Raw genomic sequence first — 16,791 nt, 5'->3', positions numbered from 1 at the left:
GGGAAAAAGAATGACTCAAAACCATTCAAATTTTAAGAGATTGACAAACGAAACAGCTATAAGCCTTGCAAAAAAACTTGGGTTGGTCAATGCGGATGCAAGTTTAAAGTGTAAAGAAATCGGCGATGGAAACTTAAATTATGTTTTTCATGTTACAGACACACACACAAATAAAGGAATAATCATCAAACAAGCGGTCCCTTATGCCAAGGTACTTGGTGAAAGCTGGCCGCTGACATTGAAAAGGGCTGCCATTGAAGCGAATGCACTGATTCATTTCAGAAGTTATTGCCCTGAATTCGTACCGCAAGTCTATTATTCGGATGAACAGCTTGCCATCACGGTCATGGAGGATTTATCTCACTTGAAAATCGTTAGAACAGGGTTGATCGATGGCGATTCATATCCATTGCTTTCACAGCATATTGGTGAGTTTGTTGCGAAGGCGGCATTTTATACATCCGATTATCATCTAGAACCATCTGCGAAAAAGGAAGTGGCCCGACATTTCACGAATCCAGAACTCTGCAAAATCACTGAGGTCTTTATTTTTACGGATCCATTTTTTGAGGAACTCCCAGGAGACTTCGAGGTGGAATTGACTGATGCCGCCAAAAATATCTGGAATGATCAAGAAGTGATACTTGAGGTCGCTAAGCTGAAACAAAGCTTTGAAACCGAGCAGGAAGCCTTACTTCATGGAGATTTACATACTGGAAGTATATTTGCAAGTGAAACTGAAACAAAGGTTATTGATCCGGAATTCGCTTTTTATGGACCTGTTGGTTTTGACCTTGGTCAATACACCGCCAACCTTCTCTTCCAGGCAGTCACACGCAATGGCGCTGGAAAGGAAGAGATCTTCACACACCTTCATGAATTTTGGAATGCCTTTGAAGAAACATATACCGACTTATGGGAAGGTCAAAATAAAAGCCCATTCCGCCGTGTGAAAGGTTATCTGCCTTACTTACTGACAAAATTCAAAAAAGATGCCTTCGGTTTTGCCGGCTGTGAACTGATTCGGCGAACCATCGGCCTTTCCCATGTTGCCGATTTAAACGTCATTGAAAATAAAGAGATAAGGATTGCTGCCAAAACGGCAACGTTGGAAATTGGTGCATTTTTAATTAAAAAACGGGATGAATTAGATGTTCCAACTGTCATTGAAGCGTTGAAGCAACGTACACTTCCATCTTATTCAACCATTTAAAAGGAGCCCTGCAAATGACTACACTAGCACCCTTACCCTATTCGGTACACTGGGATGATACCCATATTACATTATTAAATCAACAAGCCCTACCTTCCATAACTGAATTTATTGAACTTCATTCAGTTAATGATGTATATGACAGCATTTTGACATTAAAAGTTCGCGGTGCGCCAGCAATTGGACTGACGGCAGCATTTGGTGTTGCACTTGGTGCCAAACAGGAAACAACCGCTGAATTAGGGGATTTCAAGAGAAATGTAACGAGGCATATTGAAAAACTCGCCTCTTCAAGGCCAACTGCAGTAAACCTTTTTTGGGCGTTAAGGAGGATGGAGAACACCTTGCATGCTGCGCAAAGCATTTCAGCTGCAAAGGAAGCACTTGTATCGGAGGCTAAAGCCATCTTTGCTGAAGATGAAGAAATGTGCAGGAAAATCGGGGAACATGGTTTAACCTTATTCACTAGAGGAGATTCCATACTAACCCATTGCAATGCTGGGGGAATTGCCACAGCTCGGTATGGCACAGCCTTGGCTCCTTTCCACCTGGCTAAAGAAAGGGACTTTCCGTTAAAAGTATATGCATGTGAAACCAGGCCTGTCCTGCAAGGTGCGCGTTTGACGGCTTGGGAATTGATGCAAGCGGGGGTTGATGTCACCTTAATTTCAGATAATATGGCTGCACATACAATTCACCAGAAACGAATAAATGGAATTATCGTCGGGGCCGACAGGATTGCGGCTAATGGAGATACAGCCAATAAAATCGGGACATTGGGATTGGCCATATTAGCCAAGCACTTTGGCATCCCCTTTTATGTGGCCGCACCATCAAGCACATTCGACCTTTCCATCAAATCAGGCACATCCATCCCGATCGAAGAACGGAATGAAGCGGAAATCACCTCTATTCAAGGTGTAAGGATCGCTCCGGAAAACGTGAAGACTTTCAATCCAGCCTTTGACGTTACACCAAATCATCTTATTACGAGCATCATTACCGAAAACGGTATCATAACACCGGATTTCATTAAAAACATTCCGCATTTTGTTAATTGATCCAGGTTCCTTTATTGGTGATAAAAAACGAGAAGGATTTTTATCCCTCTCGTTTTTTATAGATGATTATGATTATTCTTACGAGGTCTATAATACAATAATTCAAGTGAATTCGAACATTTTCACTTAATATAAGGTTGTTTCCATAATAGTTCTTATTATTTTGAAAAGAACTCCCGAAGTGCCTTTTTATTTTTAGTGAAATCTATTTGCAAAACCGCTCCGGACTGGGGATATATTTCATCTTTAAAGCTTCCTTCCACTGGAACCCTTAAGGTTTCGACGGTGTCCGGTGTATGGAAGACGACTTTTGGACCCATTTCCATTAATGTTTTCAGACCAATATCTGTATCCAGGTACGAGATTCCTTGTTCGATGATACTAGGAAGGGCTGCCATCCCTTCGAAGGATGAGATTTGATTTACGAACGCTGTTTTTAATTGAACCATGACTTCTTGTTGACGCTCCACCCTTCCAAAATCACTTTCTTCGTCATGCCTAAAACGGACATATTTCAATATTTCCTCACCATGTAAAACATTTTTGCCAACACTTGCTTGAATGCTCATATCATCAATGATTTCCTGATCTATATTCACCGCTACCCCATCAGGGGCAAGTAAATCGACCATTTGCACAAATCCCTGGAAGTCGATTACCGCTACATGATCGACCTTGATATCGAAATTCTCCTGTATGGTTTTCTTAAGCAGTTCCCTTCCACCATAATAATAAGCTGCATTTATTTTGTTATATCCTGATTTATTCCCGGGCATTTTCACATAACTATCACGCATGATGGAAGCCAGCTTCAGTTTCTCCTGCTCAGGAAAGTATTTTGCCAATATAAGCGCATCTGATCGAGATTTTTGCTCTCCCCTTGTATCAACACCGATTAACAGAAATGTTTTCACGCTTTCCTGGTCGTCTTCTTTGGTAAGTTTTTTTTCCGTACCTGCATTTCCATTTTGTTTGGGTAAAGGGGCATAAGTGCAGCCTGCCAGAATCAAGATCAATAGATATATGAAGAATACCTTTTCTTTCATTGCCTCACCTCATCGGAAAATTATCCCTATTATCTGTCTAATAATGGAATTTTATGCATTTAACGACAAAAAAGCCTGTCAACGATATCGCTGACAGGCTTTTCGTGCATAATCATTTATTTAATTTCTTTCTTTAATACTTCTACTGCCTTTTTCACCTGTGTGTCGTTTTTAAGGATCTTCTCGCGGATGACCTGCATTAATTTCACGGTAGTATCATCTTTAATTGTCCCAGTTTCTTTAATTTTTTGTTCCTTCTGGAACGCTATGACCGCATTTGTGGTTGCTTCATCAAAAAATCCATCTATCTTTCCTGGATCATGGCCTGCTTCCTTCAGCATCTCTTCAGCCGCTTTCACTTCACTCGAAGAATCGGATGCTTTTAATTCCTTATCAGGTGAAATGTACGGAAGGCTGGCATAATCAGGAAGCTTTACATTAATATCCGGCTTGATCCCTTTCTTATGAATCCAATTGCCTTCAGGTGTCAACCATTTAGCTGCCGTATATTTAAAGTTAGATCCATCTTCAAAGTCTTGGGCAGTCTGAACTGTCCCCTTCCCAAATGACTTGACACCGATCAATGGAATGTCCGCAGACTCACTGACAGCCGCTGCAACGATTTCAGAAGCACTGGCACTTCCGTCATCAATCAACACGACTACCGGAATTTTCAGTTCTCCATCATTCTTCGATTTATAAACTTCTTTTTTCCCGCTGCGCTCCTCAACTTGAAGGACCACTTTCCCATTAGGTATGAACAGGCTCGCCATTTCTATTGCTTGGTCAAGAAGTCCCCCTGGGTTTCCGCGCAAATCCAATACGAGCCCCTTCATGTCCTTCTTCGACATTTCTTCAAGCGCCGTTTTCAGCTCTTGGACTGTATGTTCGGAAAAACTGGTCACTTGAATTTTTGCAACTCCATCATCAAGCATTTCCGCATATACCGTTTCAATCGGAATTGTATCCCGTTTAATGGTGAGCTCCATCGGTTCCGGCTCACCAGCTCTTGAGATGGATAAATTCACTTTCGTTCCCTTTTTGCCCCTGATTTTCAAGACAGCTTCAGAAGAGCTTAGTCCTTCAACGCTTTTACCGTCGACACTTAAAATGATATCATTCGGTTTTACCCCTGCTTTTTCTGCTGGGGACCCTTTTATCGGTGAGACGACCATGATTTGTCCATCCTGCTCCTGAATCTCGGCACCGATTCCTTCAAAAGATGAAGAGATGCTCTCATGGAAACTCGATGCTTCCTTTTTATCCATATAAGCAGAGTAGGGATCATCCAATGCTTTGATCATTCCATTAATTGCCCCGTCAACCAGCTTATCTTGATCAATCTCTTCATAATAGTTGTCTTTTATCGTATCATATGTAGAATACAGCTTTTCAAATTCCGAATGTTTATCCGGTGCTAATGACTCTACTTTTTCATCTCCAAAGGTCAAGGCTATTGTAGTAATCCCTGCAGTTAGAAATATGACTAAGAAAATCCCCATAATGAATGTAAACTTCTTTATTTTAATGAATTTCCCTGCCTCTTTTGGCTGTTTTTGATTTTCTTCTTCCACTGAAGCCTCACCACTTTCATTCTTCATGACGATATAAACGATTTCATTCCTATTTTATCAGCTTTCATGCCAATCGAAAAATAATAGTTATCAAAAATAACAATTTATGACCATATGTATTTTTTTACCTCTTCGCAAACGTTAATATAGAGAAAGCTCCAAGGGCAACAGCCAGCTCCCGACATAATAAAAATACGGATACCAAGGAATAAAGCGTCATTATACTGCATCACTTATTCCTGGTAACCCGCCTGACATTTACCTCCAATTATCAATCCTTGATAGCTGCTTCCAATGCCACCTCAACCATTTCGTTAAAAGTTGACTGGCGCTCATCCGACGTCGTTTCCTCACCGGTTAAAATGTGATCGGAAATGGTTAATACAGATAAAGCTTGGCGGCCAAATTTAGCGGCAAGCGTGTATAGGGCAGCTGATTCCATTTCTATTGCAAGTATTTGGTATTTTGCCCATTTTTCCAATTCACTATTATCGTTATAAAACTGATCGGCCGTAAATACATTACCGACCTTCAATTGCAAGCCCTTAGCCGTGCCGGCGTCATAAGCTTTTCTTAATAATTCGAAATCTGCTGTTGGGGCAAAGTCCACCCCGCCGAAAGTCATGCGGTTCATTTGGGAATCAGTGGAAGCACTCATGGCAAGGATCACATCCCTGACTTTTACATCTTTTTGAATCGCTCCTGCAGTTCCCACACGAATCAGCTTCTGGACATTATAGCTATTCATCAATTCATTCACGTAAATGGAAATGGATGGAACACCCATGCCAGTACCTTGTACTGAAATTCGTTTCCCTTTATATGTCCCTGTATATCCAAACATGTTTCGAACTTCATTATAAAGTTTAGCATCCTCTAAAAATGTTTCAGCAATATATTTTGCACGCAATGGGTCCCCTGGTAGTAAGACCGTTTCCGCAATTTCATTTTCTTTTGCACCAATATGTACGCTCATACGACTATGTCCTCCTTAACTTGTGGTTGAATGATATTCAAAAACTACTATACCATATCAACCACAAGTTAGGAAAATTGAACCTTATCCTAGAACTTGAAAAACTGGAAATCACGAAATGACTTATTGCACCCTTACTCTAAACCGCAAACAAAACGGCGGAGGTCCGCCGTCTTTTTTTAATCGTTAATAAAATTAAGGGAAAGGAAGCTGCTAACCGTCTTATGACCGGTTACTCATCGACTTCTTCATCAATTATGCATTTTTCTAGAAGATATTCGAATGTGATGTCAGCAAGATCTTCAACTTCAGCTTCTGATGGAAGATAGCCCCGTCTTATCAATTCTTGAAAAAAGAATTCCGCTATCTCTTCTGTATCAATAAAAACCTCAATTTCTCGCAAATCATCGCCCCCTTATTTAAAGGTCTATGAATGTGTAGAGTCAAATATACCAATAAGGCACCCCATAATGGAAAATCATATGAAGGACCTAAAAATATCATGGTCCATTTCTGTTCAATTTGAATGGAAGCTTCTATAGGGAATTTGGAAATTGCCCTTTAAAAGTTTGGGATACCTTTCACTTCGTTTGCTTCTTTTTATGATCTGGATAAATTTCCTCTGCCGCTTTTTCAATTTTCGCAAGGGCAATCTTCATGATATGGCGGTATTCATCATCGCCAAAATGTTCGTAGAGCTTACAATAATCATTATATAAATCCAACAGTCCATCAATCATTTCCTTTTTTTCATTTTTTGTCATTGTCATATCTCGCTCACCTTTACCAGGGTTGTTTTGTTTAGCAATGATAGCAAGCTCATTTTTCTTTTTAGGAAGTAGCAGACCCAACTTTTTTATAATTCCATCTGCACGTTTAGCATCGGCTATCAAAGTCAGTTCTTCTTCATGCGCTTCAAGCCATTCACCATCTGAGATTCTTGATAACTCATAGATTACATCCTCCCAGGCATTTTCCTTATAGCGCCAAATTTCCGTTCGATAGCCGATAATCTTGAAATAATCCTGTTCATATCCATCCACTTGGACCAAGTCACCTAATAAAAATTTATATTCAATATCGATCTGTTCTTTTGGATAAAGGATTTCTCCTTCATATTCATTTATCGATTGCAATGTTTTTTCGATATATAGGCCTTCACTATAGTTCACTTCATACACATAAGCACCATCGAGAAATTTCACATCGGTTATATTCCCGACTGTCCCATACATTGTTATTACGACTGTATCGCCTAATTTAAATTTTGGCTGTTTTTTTTTGCCCATAAGAGACATCCCCCAATATGGTCCTTATCGTTTGATTAGTAAATTATATGCACAAACAAACATAGAGGTTAATGGAAATGCGAGGGCATTTTGCTCAATTAGCTTAAAGGGCACTGCAACCAACCAAAAACCGCCTCATTTAATGAGACGGTTCGTAGTGGGGATGATGAGGGTCACTTTCGTTCCTTCGTCGCGGACGCTCTCCATTTGGAATTTACCTTTTAATTCTTCCATTATCTGAATACACGTCGCCACACCTAATCCGTTACCATCCAGTTTGGTGGTGTAAAAGGGCATACCGATATTTTTTAAATCCTCGGGACTGATGCCTTTTCCATCATCGCTGATCACTAATTTTACATATTGGGACACGGAAGTCTGTTGCAGTTCAATCTGCCCCCTTGCTTCGATGGCTTCACAAGAATTATTCAAGACATTCAAGAGAACCTGCCTTAACCGGTTTCTGTCCGAATAAACAAAGATGGATTGTGTCACTTCATTAATTATTCTTACATGATAACTCGGATTTGAGGGGGTATAAGTATCTAAAATTTCTTCAAGGAAATCCTTTAAATCGAATTTCTCCCATTCCAGTTGATGCGGTTTTGCCAAATCAAGAAGTTGTGTCACGAATACATTGACCCGATCCACTTCATGAAGCATGACATCACTATATTTTTCTATTAATGTTGCATCATGATCCTGGCTCTTCAATAATTGGAAAAAGCCCTTTATTGTCGTCAACGGGTTCCTGATTTCATGGGCGACACCGGCAGCAAGCTGGCCAACATATTTCAATTTTTCCGTTCGGACGATTTCCTTCTCACGATCTTCTATCGTTTCCATCATTCTTAGAAAGGCAAGGTTCAATTTTTCCATTTCCTCGAAGCTTCTTTTGTCGGAAATGATGAATTCCTTTCCTCCAATGAAATCCTCTGTCGCTTCTACAAGTTCTTGAACTGGCCGTACGATGGTCTTTGTTAGTAAATAGACAGCCAGAATGATAGAAACTAAAACGATGCTGTAGATTGTCAGGTACCGTGTTAATAGGTCATTCAAAGGTTGAAACACTTGTTTCTTATCAGCACCCACAACAACAAACCATTTATTCTCCGTTTCTGCAATCGTATGGACAGGCTGGATGGAATATATTTTTTCACCATTCTCTGAACTGTACAAATCATCCGATAACGAAGCTTCCATCAGCTTTCCTTTCGTTAATCCCATTTCTTTCAAGGCAGAACCCTGCATGAGGCCATGCGGGTCTTTTTTCGAAATCAAGATGCCTTCTTGATTGATCATGAAAAAGTTCACTGGGTATTTATCGCTAATTTCATTAGCCTTTTTCTCCATCATCTCCCAAAGCCCTTTTAATCGGAAAGCTGGAGATACGACTCCGATCATTTCCCCTGCATCATCATATACTGGCGCACTTAGAACCATTATGGGTTCTGAGAATGCCCTGGTTTTATAAACGTCAGAAAGGAATTCATGACCTTCTATGGCCTCTTTGAACCATATTCTCTTCGCGAGGTTTTCCCCGATCATTTTATTTGATGTATCTGCAATGACATTGCCTTCCATATCCAAATGCAAGACTCCGTAATAATTTCCTTTTGCATCAATAAACTTTCTTAGTTCATCTGACTTCTCTTCTCTTGAATGGCCAGGATTGATGATTACCGAATTTGCACTCATAAACTTCACATCACTGACCCGTTCGTTCAAATAGCTATATGTTTCATTTACCATATTCAGTGAACCTGCATTTAAGGCATTTCTTGCTTCCTTCTCCAGAAGGGAACGTTGTGATCCATAGGATATGATTCCCAATATCAGAAGAGGCACACTTGCAATAAGTAAAGAAAAAAGCAAAATTCGGGTTTGAAGGCTTTTAAACATCCTTCCGATCCTCCCTATTCCTGATCTCCCAATAAGAGCCCTTCTTCTATTTGGACATACTGTTCCCACGCTTGATCGAATACGGACATACTTTCGAGATAGTCTGCATTCAATTCTAAATAACTGCTCAGTTCATTATAATCTGTCGATTGTTTTGGGAAACCATGATCCTCATAGGCATGATTGGCAAATTTAGTGATAGCATCAATTTCCTTCGGTTGTCGAAATTTCATTAAATATAAATAAAATGGTCTCATGATGTCGAGCCCCCCTAAAATAACTATGATTTCTGCTTTAATATATCGGAAACTTTCGCTTCCGTCCACTTTTTTAAAAATCAATTTGGTTTTTTCTTCCTCATTTTAAGAAGTTCATGATTTTTCAACACAAAATGCATTCGTTATATTACGGAATTACACTTAGATATCGTACTCATTCCATATTGATTACATCCTTTTAAAGAATTTTTTTCCTTTAACGACTTAGTTCTTCATGATTCGATAAAGGAAACGAAGTGCCTCAATCTTGTTTAACCTAATGCCCAGGTCCCTTAATAAATACGCTAAGCATGTTCTGACGTGCCGCTTGAAGGATGGCGGAATTTCTTCAAAACCTCATTATCCAAATTACCAGCAGGCTTTCATTTTGCAAAAGGGAAAAACCCCCTTCATCTAAGAAAGAAATAGTGGTTTTCACTGTTCTTTCTAAAATGAGGGGATTTTTTTATTTATGGAAGCGTGAATGCACCCTGCCGCTAAAAGTTAAAGTATTTACGTTTCAGCAGTCTTTTCATATTCATTAGCTCACTATACAAAGGTAGGAACGTGGTCTTTATAGTAGTTTTTTCTAAAGAAAGCATGCGAAAAGAAGCCAATGGACACATGGTTGTTCCACTGCCTACTTAGTTATTTTGCTAGCACACTTTAATAATCAAAAAATAAATGAAAAAGCAAGTAAAGAATAATCATCTCTACTTCCTTTCAATTGAACTCTATTGTTAGTTATATTATTTTTTCCTTTTATTTGCTGTAAAAAATCCAGTCCTTTCACTATCGCCTTACACCTACCCATTTTTTCTCAATAATATTGGGGTTCTTACGATTAGTATGAAGAAAATATAACTCACGAGTAGGATTTTCACGATGAAGTTCTTGATAAGCTTTCATTGCATCAGGAGAAATAGGAAATTTCTTTTTGGTACTCTTCCCACCCATCAAACACCTTTCCATTACTTTTACTTAATGGTTTATTAAACATTTTTTCACCTAGATGGCCACCTGAATCCGCACTTTCAGTGGCTATTTCCCCTAGCAATTCGCTTGTATCTGTCTCTAAAGAATCGATTTCTCCGTTAGAAAATGAAAGAATCATTTTACTTTTACCACTCATTAGTTAGATTCCATAAGATTTTATCAGCAGTTATATTGCGATAGGGCATTATAAGCTTTTCGCTATTCATAGCTCATTGTCCTCCCTATTTCAACTTCAATTACTCATCATACGCCTACTGATTCCCGAGCTGTTTCATATCAATAAAAACCCCAGACCATACATAGTATTGTACCGAAGACAGTTATTAGAGCCAGTAATATAGCGCAATATAGAGTCATAAAAATTGATTTGCTATCATCAGTTTCACGAGCATGCATAAATACAACAAGTTGAACAGCTGCTTGTATGAATGCTGTCAATATAAAAATCGTAATGCCTGTTGCTTTTGACATATTGAAGAAGTAAACCAAGAGAGCTACAAATGTCAAAATCAATGAAAATACAAAACCCCATATTTGTTTAGCCGGGAATAATTCCTTCATGTTTATGTCATTCCTTTCATGTAGATAAAGGTGAAGATGAAGATCCAAACGATATCTAAGAAATGCCAGTAAAGAGAGAAAATGAAGGATTTATTGGCTGTTTCAGGTGTCAACCCGCGTTTTTTCACTTGAAGGATAATAAATAACCCCCAGAAAAGCCCTAATGTAACGTGTGCTCCATGTGTTCCTAATGTTGTAAAGAGCATCGATGTAAATGCACTAGTTTGCAGTGTAGCTCCTTCGCGATAATAGGTAATGAACTCAGTAATTTCAAATCCTAAGAATCCTAATCCAAGAAGAAGAGTGATTACGAAGAATGTCAACATGGCTTTCTTGTTGCCAAGTCGCATGGCATGAATTCCAAGCCCGATGACAAAACTGCTTGTTAAGAGCAAGAATGTTTCAGCAAGTACTGGAGTGATTTCAAAAATTTCTGCTCCAGTAGGACCGTTACCCGTACGATCAACTAATGTAAAATATGATGCAAAGAGTGTTGCAAAAAGCATAATTTCGGCTCCAAGGAAAATCCAGAAGCCTAAAATATTTAGACGATTTTGTTCCGTACTATATTCAAGAGGTTGCGAGTGATCTATTTCCATTTATTAACACCCCCAAATTTTGCTTCTGTCTCTTTAATTTCTTCTACAGAAATGTAATGACCATGATCTATTTCGAATGAACGATGAGCCATGCAAACAAAGATACCGATTAACCCAATAATCGCAAGAAACCAGATGCTGAATACTAACGCAAATCCAAAGACAAAGAAGATACAGGACATGATAAACGGTACGCCGCTGTTATTGGGCATATGAATTTTTTCATACTCACCCTTGAATAATTCATGACCTTTATATTTAGCATCCCAAAACGTTTCCCTTGAGTTCACTTGTGGAATAATAGCAAAGTTATATTCCGGTACTGGATTATGAGTAGCCCATTCAAGGGAACGTGCATCCCACGGATCATCACCAACATCTTTTGGAGCATGGCGAATGCTATAGTAAATCGTATATACGATTAATACAAAGCTGATTGCCATAAAAGCTGCCCCGATAAACGAAATCATATTCAATGGTCCAAATCCAGTCGATTCAGAGTATGTGTATATACGACGTGCTTGACCATCTAAACCAGTGATATACATAGGGAAGAATGCTAAGCAAAAACCAATGGTTAGAAACCAGAACGCCCATTTCCCAATCCTTTCATTCAACATGAAACCAAACATTTTCGGCCAGTAGTAAGTTCCGGCACCAAGTACAGCAAATACAACACCCGGAATAATGACATTGTGGAAGTGAGCTACTAAAAACATTGTATTATGGTATTGATAATCCGCCGCTGACATCGCAAGCATAACCCCGGTAACTCCACCGATTGTAAAAAGAGGTATGAAACCTATTGAATAAAGCATAGGTACGGTAAATCGGATTCTACCTTTCCACATCGTGAACAACCAGTTAAAGATCTTGATTCCAGTTGGAATAGCAATTACCATCGTTGTAATCGAGAAAATACTATTAACATATGCTGCTTGCCCCATCGTAAAGAAATGGTGCGTCCAGACGAAGAATGAATATATAGAGATAAATACCATTGATGCAACCATTGATCGATAGCCATATAGGTTACGTCGCGAAAAGGTTGGGATAATCTCACTAAAAAGACCAAATGCAGGCAAGATTAAGATATATACCTCAGGATGTCCCCAAACCCAGAACAGGTTAGCCCAAAGCATATCCATACCGCCATCAGTTATTGTGAAAAACTTGGTTGCGAATAGTCGATCCATTGTTCCCATGATCAGCGCCACTGTTAATACAGGGAATGCGAAAATGATAATAACGCTTGTGACTAAAGAAGACCATGTAAACATTGGCATTTTCATTAATGTCATACCGGGTGCTCTCATTTTAAGAATAGTCGTCAAAAAGTTAATCCCCGTCATTAATGTACCTATTCCGGCTATTTGAATACCAATCATATAATAATTCGTTCCAACATGCGGGCTAAATTCATTTCCTGCAAGCGGGAAATAAGATGACCACCCTGCATCAGGCGAACCACCAATTACAAACGAGATGTTGAATAGCATCGCACCCATAAAAAATAACCAGAAACTTATAGCGTTTAGACGTGGGAATGCTACATCACGCGCTCCAATTTGTAATGGCACTACGAAATTCATTAAGGCCATAATGTATGGCATCGCCATAAAGATAATCATCACAACCCCGTGTGTTGAAAAAATTTCATTATAGTGCTGTGAATCTAATAATTTGTTATCCGGTACGGCAAGTTGCGCACGCATCATCACAGCATCTACCCCACCACGAAATAGCATCAACAAAGCAGATATTAGATACATAATACCTATTCTTTTATGATCGACAGTTGTTAGCCAGCCACTCCATAAATAAAACCATTTTTTAAAGTGGGTTAAACCAACAATGATCAAGAGAACAGTAACAACAATGGCCACCATTGATGAGTAAATGACGGGACTAGGATTAGGTATAAGAAATCTAGAGAAAAAACCCATACTTTTGTGTTTCCTTCCTGAAAATATTTTTCTTGAGATAGATTAAGAAATTATTCATGATCGTGTGCTGATTTTTCTTTACTATTACTTGACTTATGTTCATGCTCCATATGTTCACCTTTTGAATTCGCGTTAGAGTCAATTGAACCATGATGATGTCCAGCATTTTCACCTTCTGGAGCTGGTGAGAAGTCCAAATGATTTCCAGTAAACGTTAACTGTCCCTCATGACCCGGTTTTAATAATTCATTGAATCTTACTTCAGTAATAGGTTTCGCAGTTTCTTTAACTTCCTTTACCCATTCATCAAACTTATCTTGAGACATCGCTTCGACGTGGAACGTATTTTCAGCGAATCCTTTCCCACTAAAGTTTGCATTTCGTCCCATCATTTCCCCTGATTCGTCCGCTGCTAAGTGTAATGTGGTCACCATGTTAGACATGGCATATTTTTGACCGCCAAGTTGTGGAATCCAGAAACTCGTGATAGGCCCGAATGAATAAAGTTTAAATTCAAGTGGTCGATTTGTTGGAATATACAAATAGTTTACTGTCTCGATATCGTTTTCTGGATAACTAAAATGCCACTTCCAGTCAGATGACGAAGCGTAAATAACTAATGGATCTTGTCCTTTGTACCCTTCCGGAGTGGCTTCCACTTTATTGTTGGAAATTACAGTAACAACGGAGAAGAAAATGACGATTAAAATCGGCACCCCAACAATAATCGTCTCAACAACGTGATTCCCTTCAATGTAGGGTGGTTCATATTCTTTAGGTAGTTTAGAGTCACGGTATTTCGTTAACACAAAGACTAAAATAGCACAAACAACAATAACAATAACCGCCATGATCGCAATTGATAGCCAAATCACATTGGCTTGCGTTTGGGCTTGAGGCCCTTTAGGATCTAAGACCGCTAATGATTCACAGCCAGAAAGCACATTGACTATGGTAGAAAGAATGGCTAATGAAACCCATTTTGTTTTCATATATTTATCCTTTCTTTTAAGATTTTATTTCTAAGTTATCCCAAAAAATGTTTATTAGTAGTGGTAATTTCTCACAATCACTTTTAGAGGGGGGATGTATATGTATTTGTAACGGCATTAGATAAATAACATTTTTCTTTTTTTCCACATGTATTTACTGCAACTATTATCTTAGCTGTTTTTTCAACAATGACCGTTTCATTATTTGGGGTAACAACACTCCTTGTGACCCTCGCAGATGGCGATGATGCTCCAGCTTTGTTCTCTAAAATGCTAAAAAAGTATAAGGAATTCCCTCTTCCTTCATTTTGTCTAGCAGCGATTGGATTAATTGCATCTATTGTCCCTGCGTTGCTGTTACAGCCGCAGGGATCTTAATTTTTGTTACAATAGGTCTTTTTATTTCTGCTCTTCCTATTTGGAAAATAAAAATTAGTTGTTTTAACGTACTTTTTCATCTACCCTAATACCCAATGAAGAAATTTCCATTAATGCCTTCACCGTTCGAGATGTTCACCATATAGACCGCACCTCCGGGCGCACAGAAAAACCTCACCAAAAAAGTAGATGAGGCAACTTCTAATCATTTTGTTATTTTCCAAAATCAAAATAATTCCGCTTTAACACCCGCTTCATCTTCAATAGCTCGTCATACGTCGTCTGTTTCCCTAACTGTTTCGAATCAATTAAAAATAGTTGATTTTCAATTCCCTTCACAATTTCATCACTTTGAAAAAAGGCATCGCAACTCTCACAATGGGATGAGGGAGTTTCCGTAATTTCAACCGCCCTCGTACCATCCGGCAGTTCCCAATACACAGTCCCCCTTACTGATGCAAGCTTCCCTTTCTCACACCATGGACACGTCTCCATGCTATTCATCCCCCTTTTGAGTGCCCTTTTTTTGCTGTGCCTGGAATTTCTTTTCTTTTAACAGATCTCGCTTTTCACGTTTGTTTTTCAATGAAGCATGCGCTGGGTTGGTCACGTAATTTTCCCGTCTATTCATTCGCCTCAGCCCTTCAGGCACTAAATTGAATTGCTTGTCGTTCATTAAACCCGATACACCTATATCTGACTGTTTTCCTTCCATATCAGGATATACCCCTTTGAAATAATCATCGGCAAGTCCTGGTGTATATTGCTCAGGTTCAGGATATGTGGTTATCACACCTTCAAAATTGCGCAGCACCGTTTTTGTTGGAGATTGTGAAAGGATATAATTCGGCTGCAGTGTGATCTTCCCTCCCCCTCCTGGAGCATCGACGACGAAGGTAGGGACAGCATACCCGGATGTATGGCCTCGGAGCCCTTCGATGATTTCAATCCCTTTTGAAATGGGCGCCCTGAAATGGCCGATGCCCTCCGAGAGATCGCACTGATAAATATAGTAAGGGCGGACACGGATCTTAACAAGATCATGCATCAGCTTTTTCATGATTGCGACACTGTCATTTATCCCCGCTAAAATAACTGCCTGGTTGCCCACAGGTACACCTGCATCAGTAAGCATCTCACATGCTTTCTTTGACTCTTCGGTAATTTCTATCGAGGTATTGAAATGAGTATTCAGCCAAACCGGATGATATTTTTTTAAAATGGCACATAAATTTTCAGTGATTCTTTGAGGAAAAACAACCGGAGCCCGCGTACCTATCCTGATTATTTCAACATGCGGAATTTCCCTTAAGTTTTTGAGGATATATTCAAGGATCGTGTCATTAATCAATAATCCGTCCCCTCCGGAAATAAGGACATCCCGAACTGCCGGCGTGTCACGTATATAACCGATTGCAGCGTCCAATTGTTTTTTGGGAACGCCCATGCCAATTTGGCCTGAAAAGCGTCTTCGCGTACAATAACGGCAGTACATGGAGCATTGATTCGTCACCAAAAAAAGAACGCGATCCGGATATCTATGGGTCAGTCCCGGTACTGGAGAGTCCTCATCCTCATGAAGGGGGTCTTCCATGTCATATTTGGTTTTATGCATTTCTTCCGAGATTGGGACCGATTGCATTCTGATTGGACACCTTGGGTCATCTTTATTCATTAACGAAGCATAGTATGGGGTGATATTCAATGGAATGGTTTTTGTGGAAATCCTCACACCTTCCTCTTCATCCGGAGTCAGGTTTATCACTTTTTTCAAATCATCAACAGTCCGGATCGTATTCGTAAGCTGCCACAGCCAGTTGTTCCATTGTTCTTCGGTTACATCTTTCCAAAGCTCTATATCTTTCCAATTTCGATCTGGCTTATATAAGTCAAATAACATGGTTATACCTCCTGAGTTATGATAGTAGTATTAAATGCAAGAAGGGTGCCAAAATGACCCAAAAATTCGAATGCCCATAAAAAAAAACCGGACTGCTGGGT

The 16,791-nt window shown here is 39.4% G+C and carries 16 protein-coding genes and 1 pseudogene; 3 read left to right on the top strand and 14 right to left on the bottom strand.

Going from position 1 to position 16,791, the window contains the following annotated elements:
• Positions 1 to 10: 10 nt before the first annotated feature.
• On the top strand, positions 11 to 1,213 hold the full coding sequence (gene mtnK / locus ACQKFG_RS07810; protein ID WP_427557598.1) for an S-methyl-5-thioribose kinase: 1,203 nt from the start codon (positions 11 to 13) through the stop codon (positions 1,211 to 1,213).
• A 14-nt stretch (positions 1,214 to 1,227) separates the two neighbouring features.
• A complete protein-coding gene (gene mtnA / locus ACQKFG_RS07805; RefSeq protein ID WP_342614033.1) occupies positions 1,228 to 2,274 on the top strand; it encodes an S-methyl-5-thioribose-1-phosphate isomerase in 1,047 nt (348 codons plus the stop codon).
• Positions 2,275 to 2,432: 158 nt separating this feature from the next.
• Here mtnA and ACQKFG_RS07800 read toward each other — a convergent pair whose 3' ends face one another.
• From ACQKFG_RS07800 to qoxA, 12 genes are all read right to left on the bottom strand, one after another.
• Positions 2,433 to 3,320, bottom strand: a complete 888-nt coding sequence (locus ACQKFG_RS07800; protein ID WP_427557595.1) for an LCP family protein — start codon at positions 3,318 to 3,320, stop codon at positions 2,433 to 2,435.
• 116 nt (positions 3,321 to 3,436) lie between these two features.
• Positions 3,437 to 4,894, bottom strand: coding sequence for a S41 family peptidase (locus ACQKFG_RS07795; protein WP_349728209.1), 1,458 nt, complete (start codon positions 4,892 to 4,894; stop codon positions 3,437 to 3,439).
• 271 nt (positions 4,895 to 5,165) lie between these two features.
• Positions 5,166 to 5,870, bottom strand: a complete 705-nt coding sequence (deoD, locus tag ACQKFG_RS07790) for a purine-nucleoside phosphorylase (RefSeq protein WP_076366058.1) — start codon at positions 5,868 to 5,870, stop codon at positions 5,166 to 5,168.
• Positions 5,871 to 6,102: 232 nt separating this feature from the next.
• Positions 6,103 to 6,273, bottom strand: a complete 171-nt coding sequence (locus tag ACQKFG_RS07785) for a YozD family protein (protein WP_192205160.1) — start codon at positions 6,271 to 6,273, stop codon at positions 6,103 to 6,105.
• Positions 6,274 to 6,451: 178 nt separating this feature from the next.
• Positions 6,452 to 7,159, bottom strand: coding sequence for a hypothetical protein (locus tag ACQKFG_RS07780; protein WP_192205161.1), 708 nt, complete (start codon positions 7,157 to 7,159; stop codon positions 6,452 to 6,454).
• 135 nt (positions 7,160 to 7,294) lie between these two features.
• Positions 7,295 to 9,061 (bottom strand): ATP-binding protein, encoded by a 1,767-nt coding sequence (locus tag ACQKFG_RS07775; protein ID WP_427557590.1) that lies wholly within the window; start codon positions 9,059 to 9,061, stop codon positions 7,295 to 7,297.
• Between the two features lie 14 nt (positions 9,062 to 9,075).
• Positions 9,076 to 9,318, bottom strand: coding sequence for a YozE family protein (locus ACQKFG_RS07770; protein ID WP_192205163.1), 243 nt, complete (start codon positions 9,316 to 9,318; stop codon positions 9,076 to 9,078).
• A gap of 913 nt (positions 9,319 to 10,231) precedes the next feature.
• The gene (locus ACQKFG_RS07765) at positions 10,232 to 10,450 is read right to left on the bottom strand and encodes a hypothetical protein (protein ID WP_352920729.1); all 219 of its coding nucleotides are present in this window, start codon (positions 10,448 to 10,450) and stop codon (positions 10,232 to 10,234) included.
• 140 nt (positions 10,451 to 10,590) lie between these two features.
• A complete protein-coding gene (qoxD, locus tag ACQKFG_RS07760; protein WP_427557586.1) occupies positions 10,591 to 10,875 on the bottom strand; it encodes a cytochrome aa3 quinol oxidase subunit IV in 285 nt (94 codons plus the stop codon).
• 2 nt (positions 10,876 to 10,877) lie between these two features.
• A complete protein-coding gene (gene qoxC, locus ACQKFG_RS07755; RefSeq protein ID WP_098369342.1) occupies positions 10,878 to 11,474 on the bottom strand; it encodes a cytochrome aa3 quinol oxidase subunit III in 597 nt (198 codons plus the stop codon).
• Positions 11,465 to 13,420, bottom strand: coding sequence for a cytochrome aa3 quinol oxidase subunit I (gene qoxB / locus ACQKFG_RS07750; protein ID WP_192205166.1), 1,956 nt, complete (start codon positions 13,418 to 13,420; stop codon positions 11,465 to 11,467). Before qoxB ends, qoxC begins: the two co-directional genes overlap by 10 nt.
• 50 nt (positions 13,421 to 13,470) lie before the next feature.
• Positions 13,471 to 14,412, bottom strand: coding sequence for a cytochrome aa3 quinol oxidase subunit II (gene qoxA, locus ACQKFG_RS07745; RefSeq protein WP_192205167.1), 942 nt, complete (start codon positions 14,410 to 14,412; stop codon positions 13,471 to 13,473).
• A gap of 129 nt (positions 14,413 to 14,541) precedes the next feature.
• Between qoxA and ACQKFG_RS07740 the strand changes: the two are divergent.
• A pseudogene (locus ACQKFG_RS07740) lies at positions 14,542 to 14,772 on the top strand (amino acid permease); the annotation flags it as partial.
• Between the two features lie 231 nt (positions 14,773 to 15,003).
• Here ACQKFG_RS07740 and ACQKFG_RS07735 read toward each other — a convergent pair.
• Both ACQKFG_RS07735 and ablA read right to left on the bottom strand, forming a co-directional pair.
• Positions 15,004 to 15,285, bottom strand: coding sequence for a YokU family protein (locus ACQKFG_RS07735; protein ID WP_427557581.1), 282 nt, complete (start codon positions 15,283 to 15,285; stop codon positions 15,004 to 15,006).
• A gap of 1 nt (position 15,286) precedes the next feature.
• Entirely contained in the window at positions 15,287 to 16,690 is a 1,404-nt protein-coding gene (gene ablA / locus ACQKFG_RS07730; protein WP_427557579.1) for a lysine 2,3-aminomutase, read from the bottom strand.
• Positions 16,691 to 16,791 lie beyond the last annotated feature (101 nt).

The organism is Peribacillus sp. NPDC076916, from assembly GCF_050269675.1.
In the GTDB taxonomy this organism is placed as follows: domain Bacteria; phylum Bacillota; class Bacilli; order Bacillales; family DSM-1321; genus Peribacillus; species Peribacillus aracenensis.
This window is presented reverse-complemented; position numbering and strand designations above follow the sequence as displayed.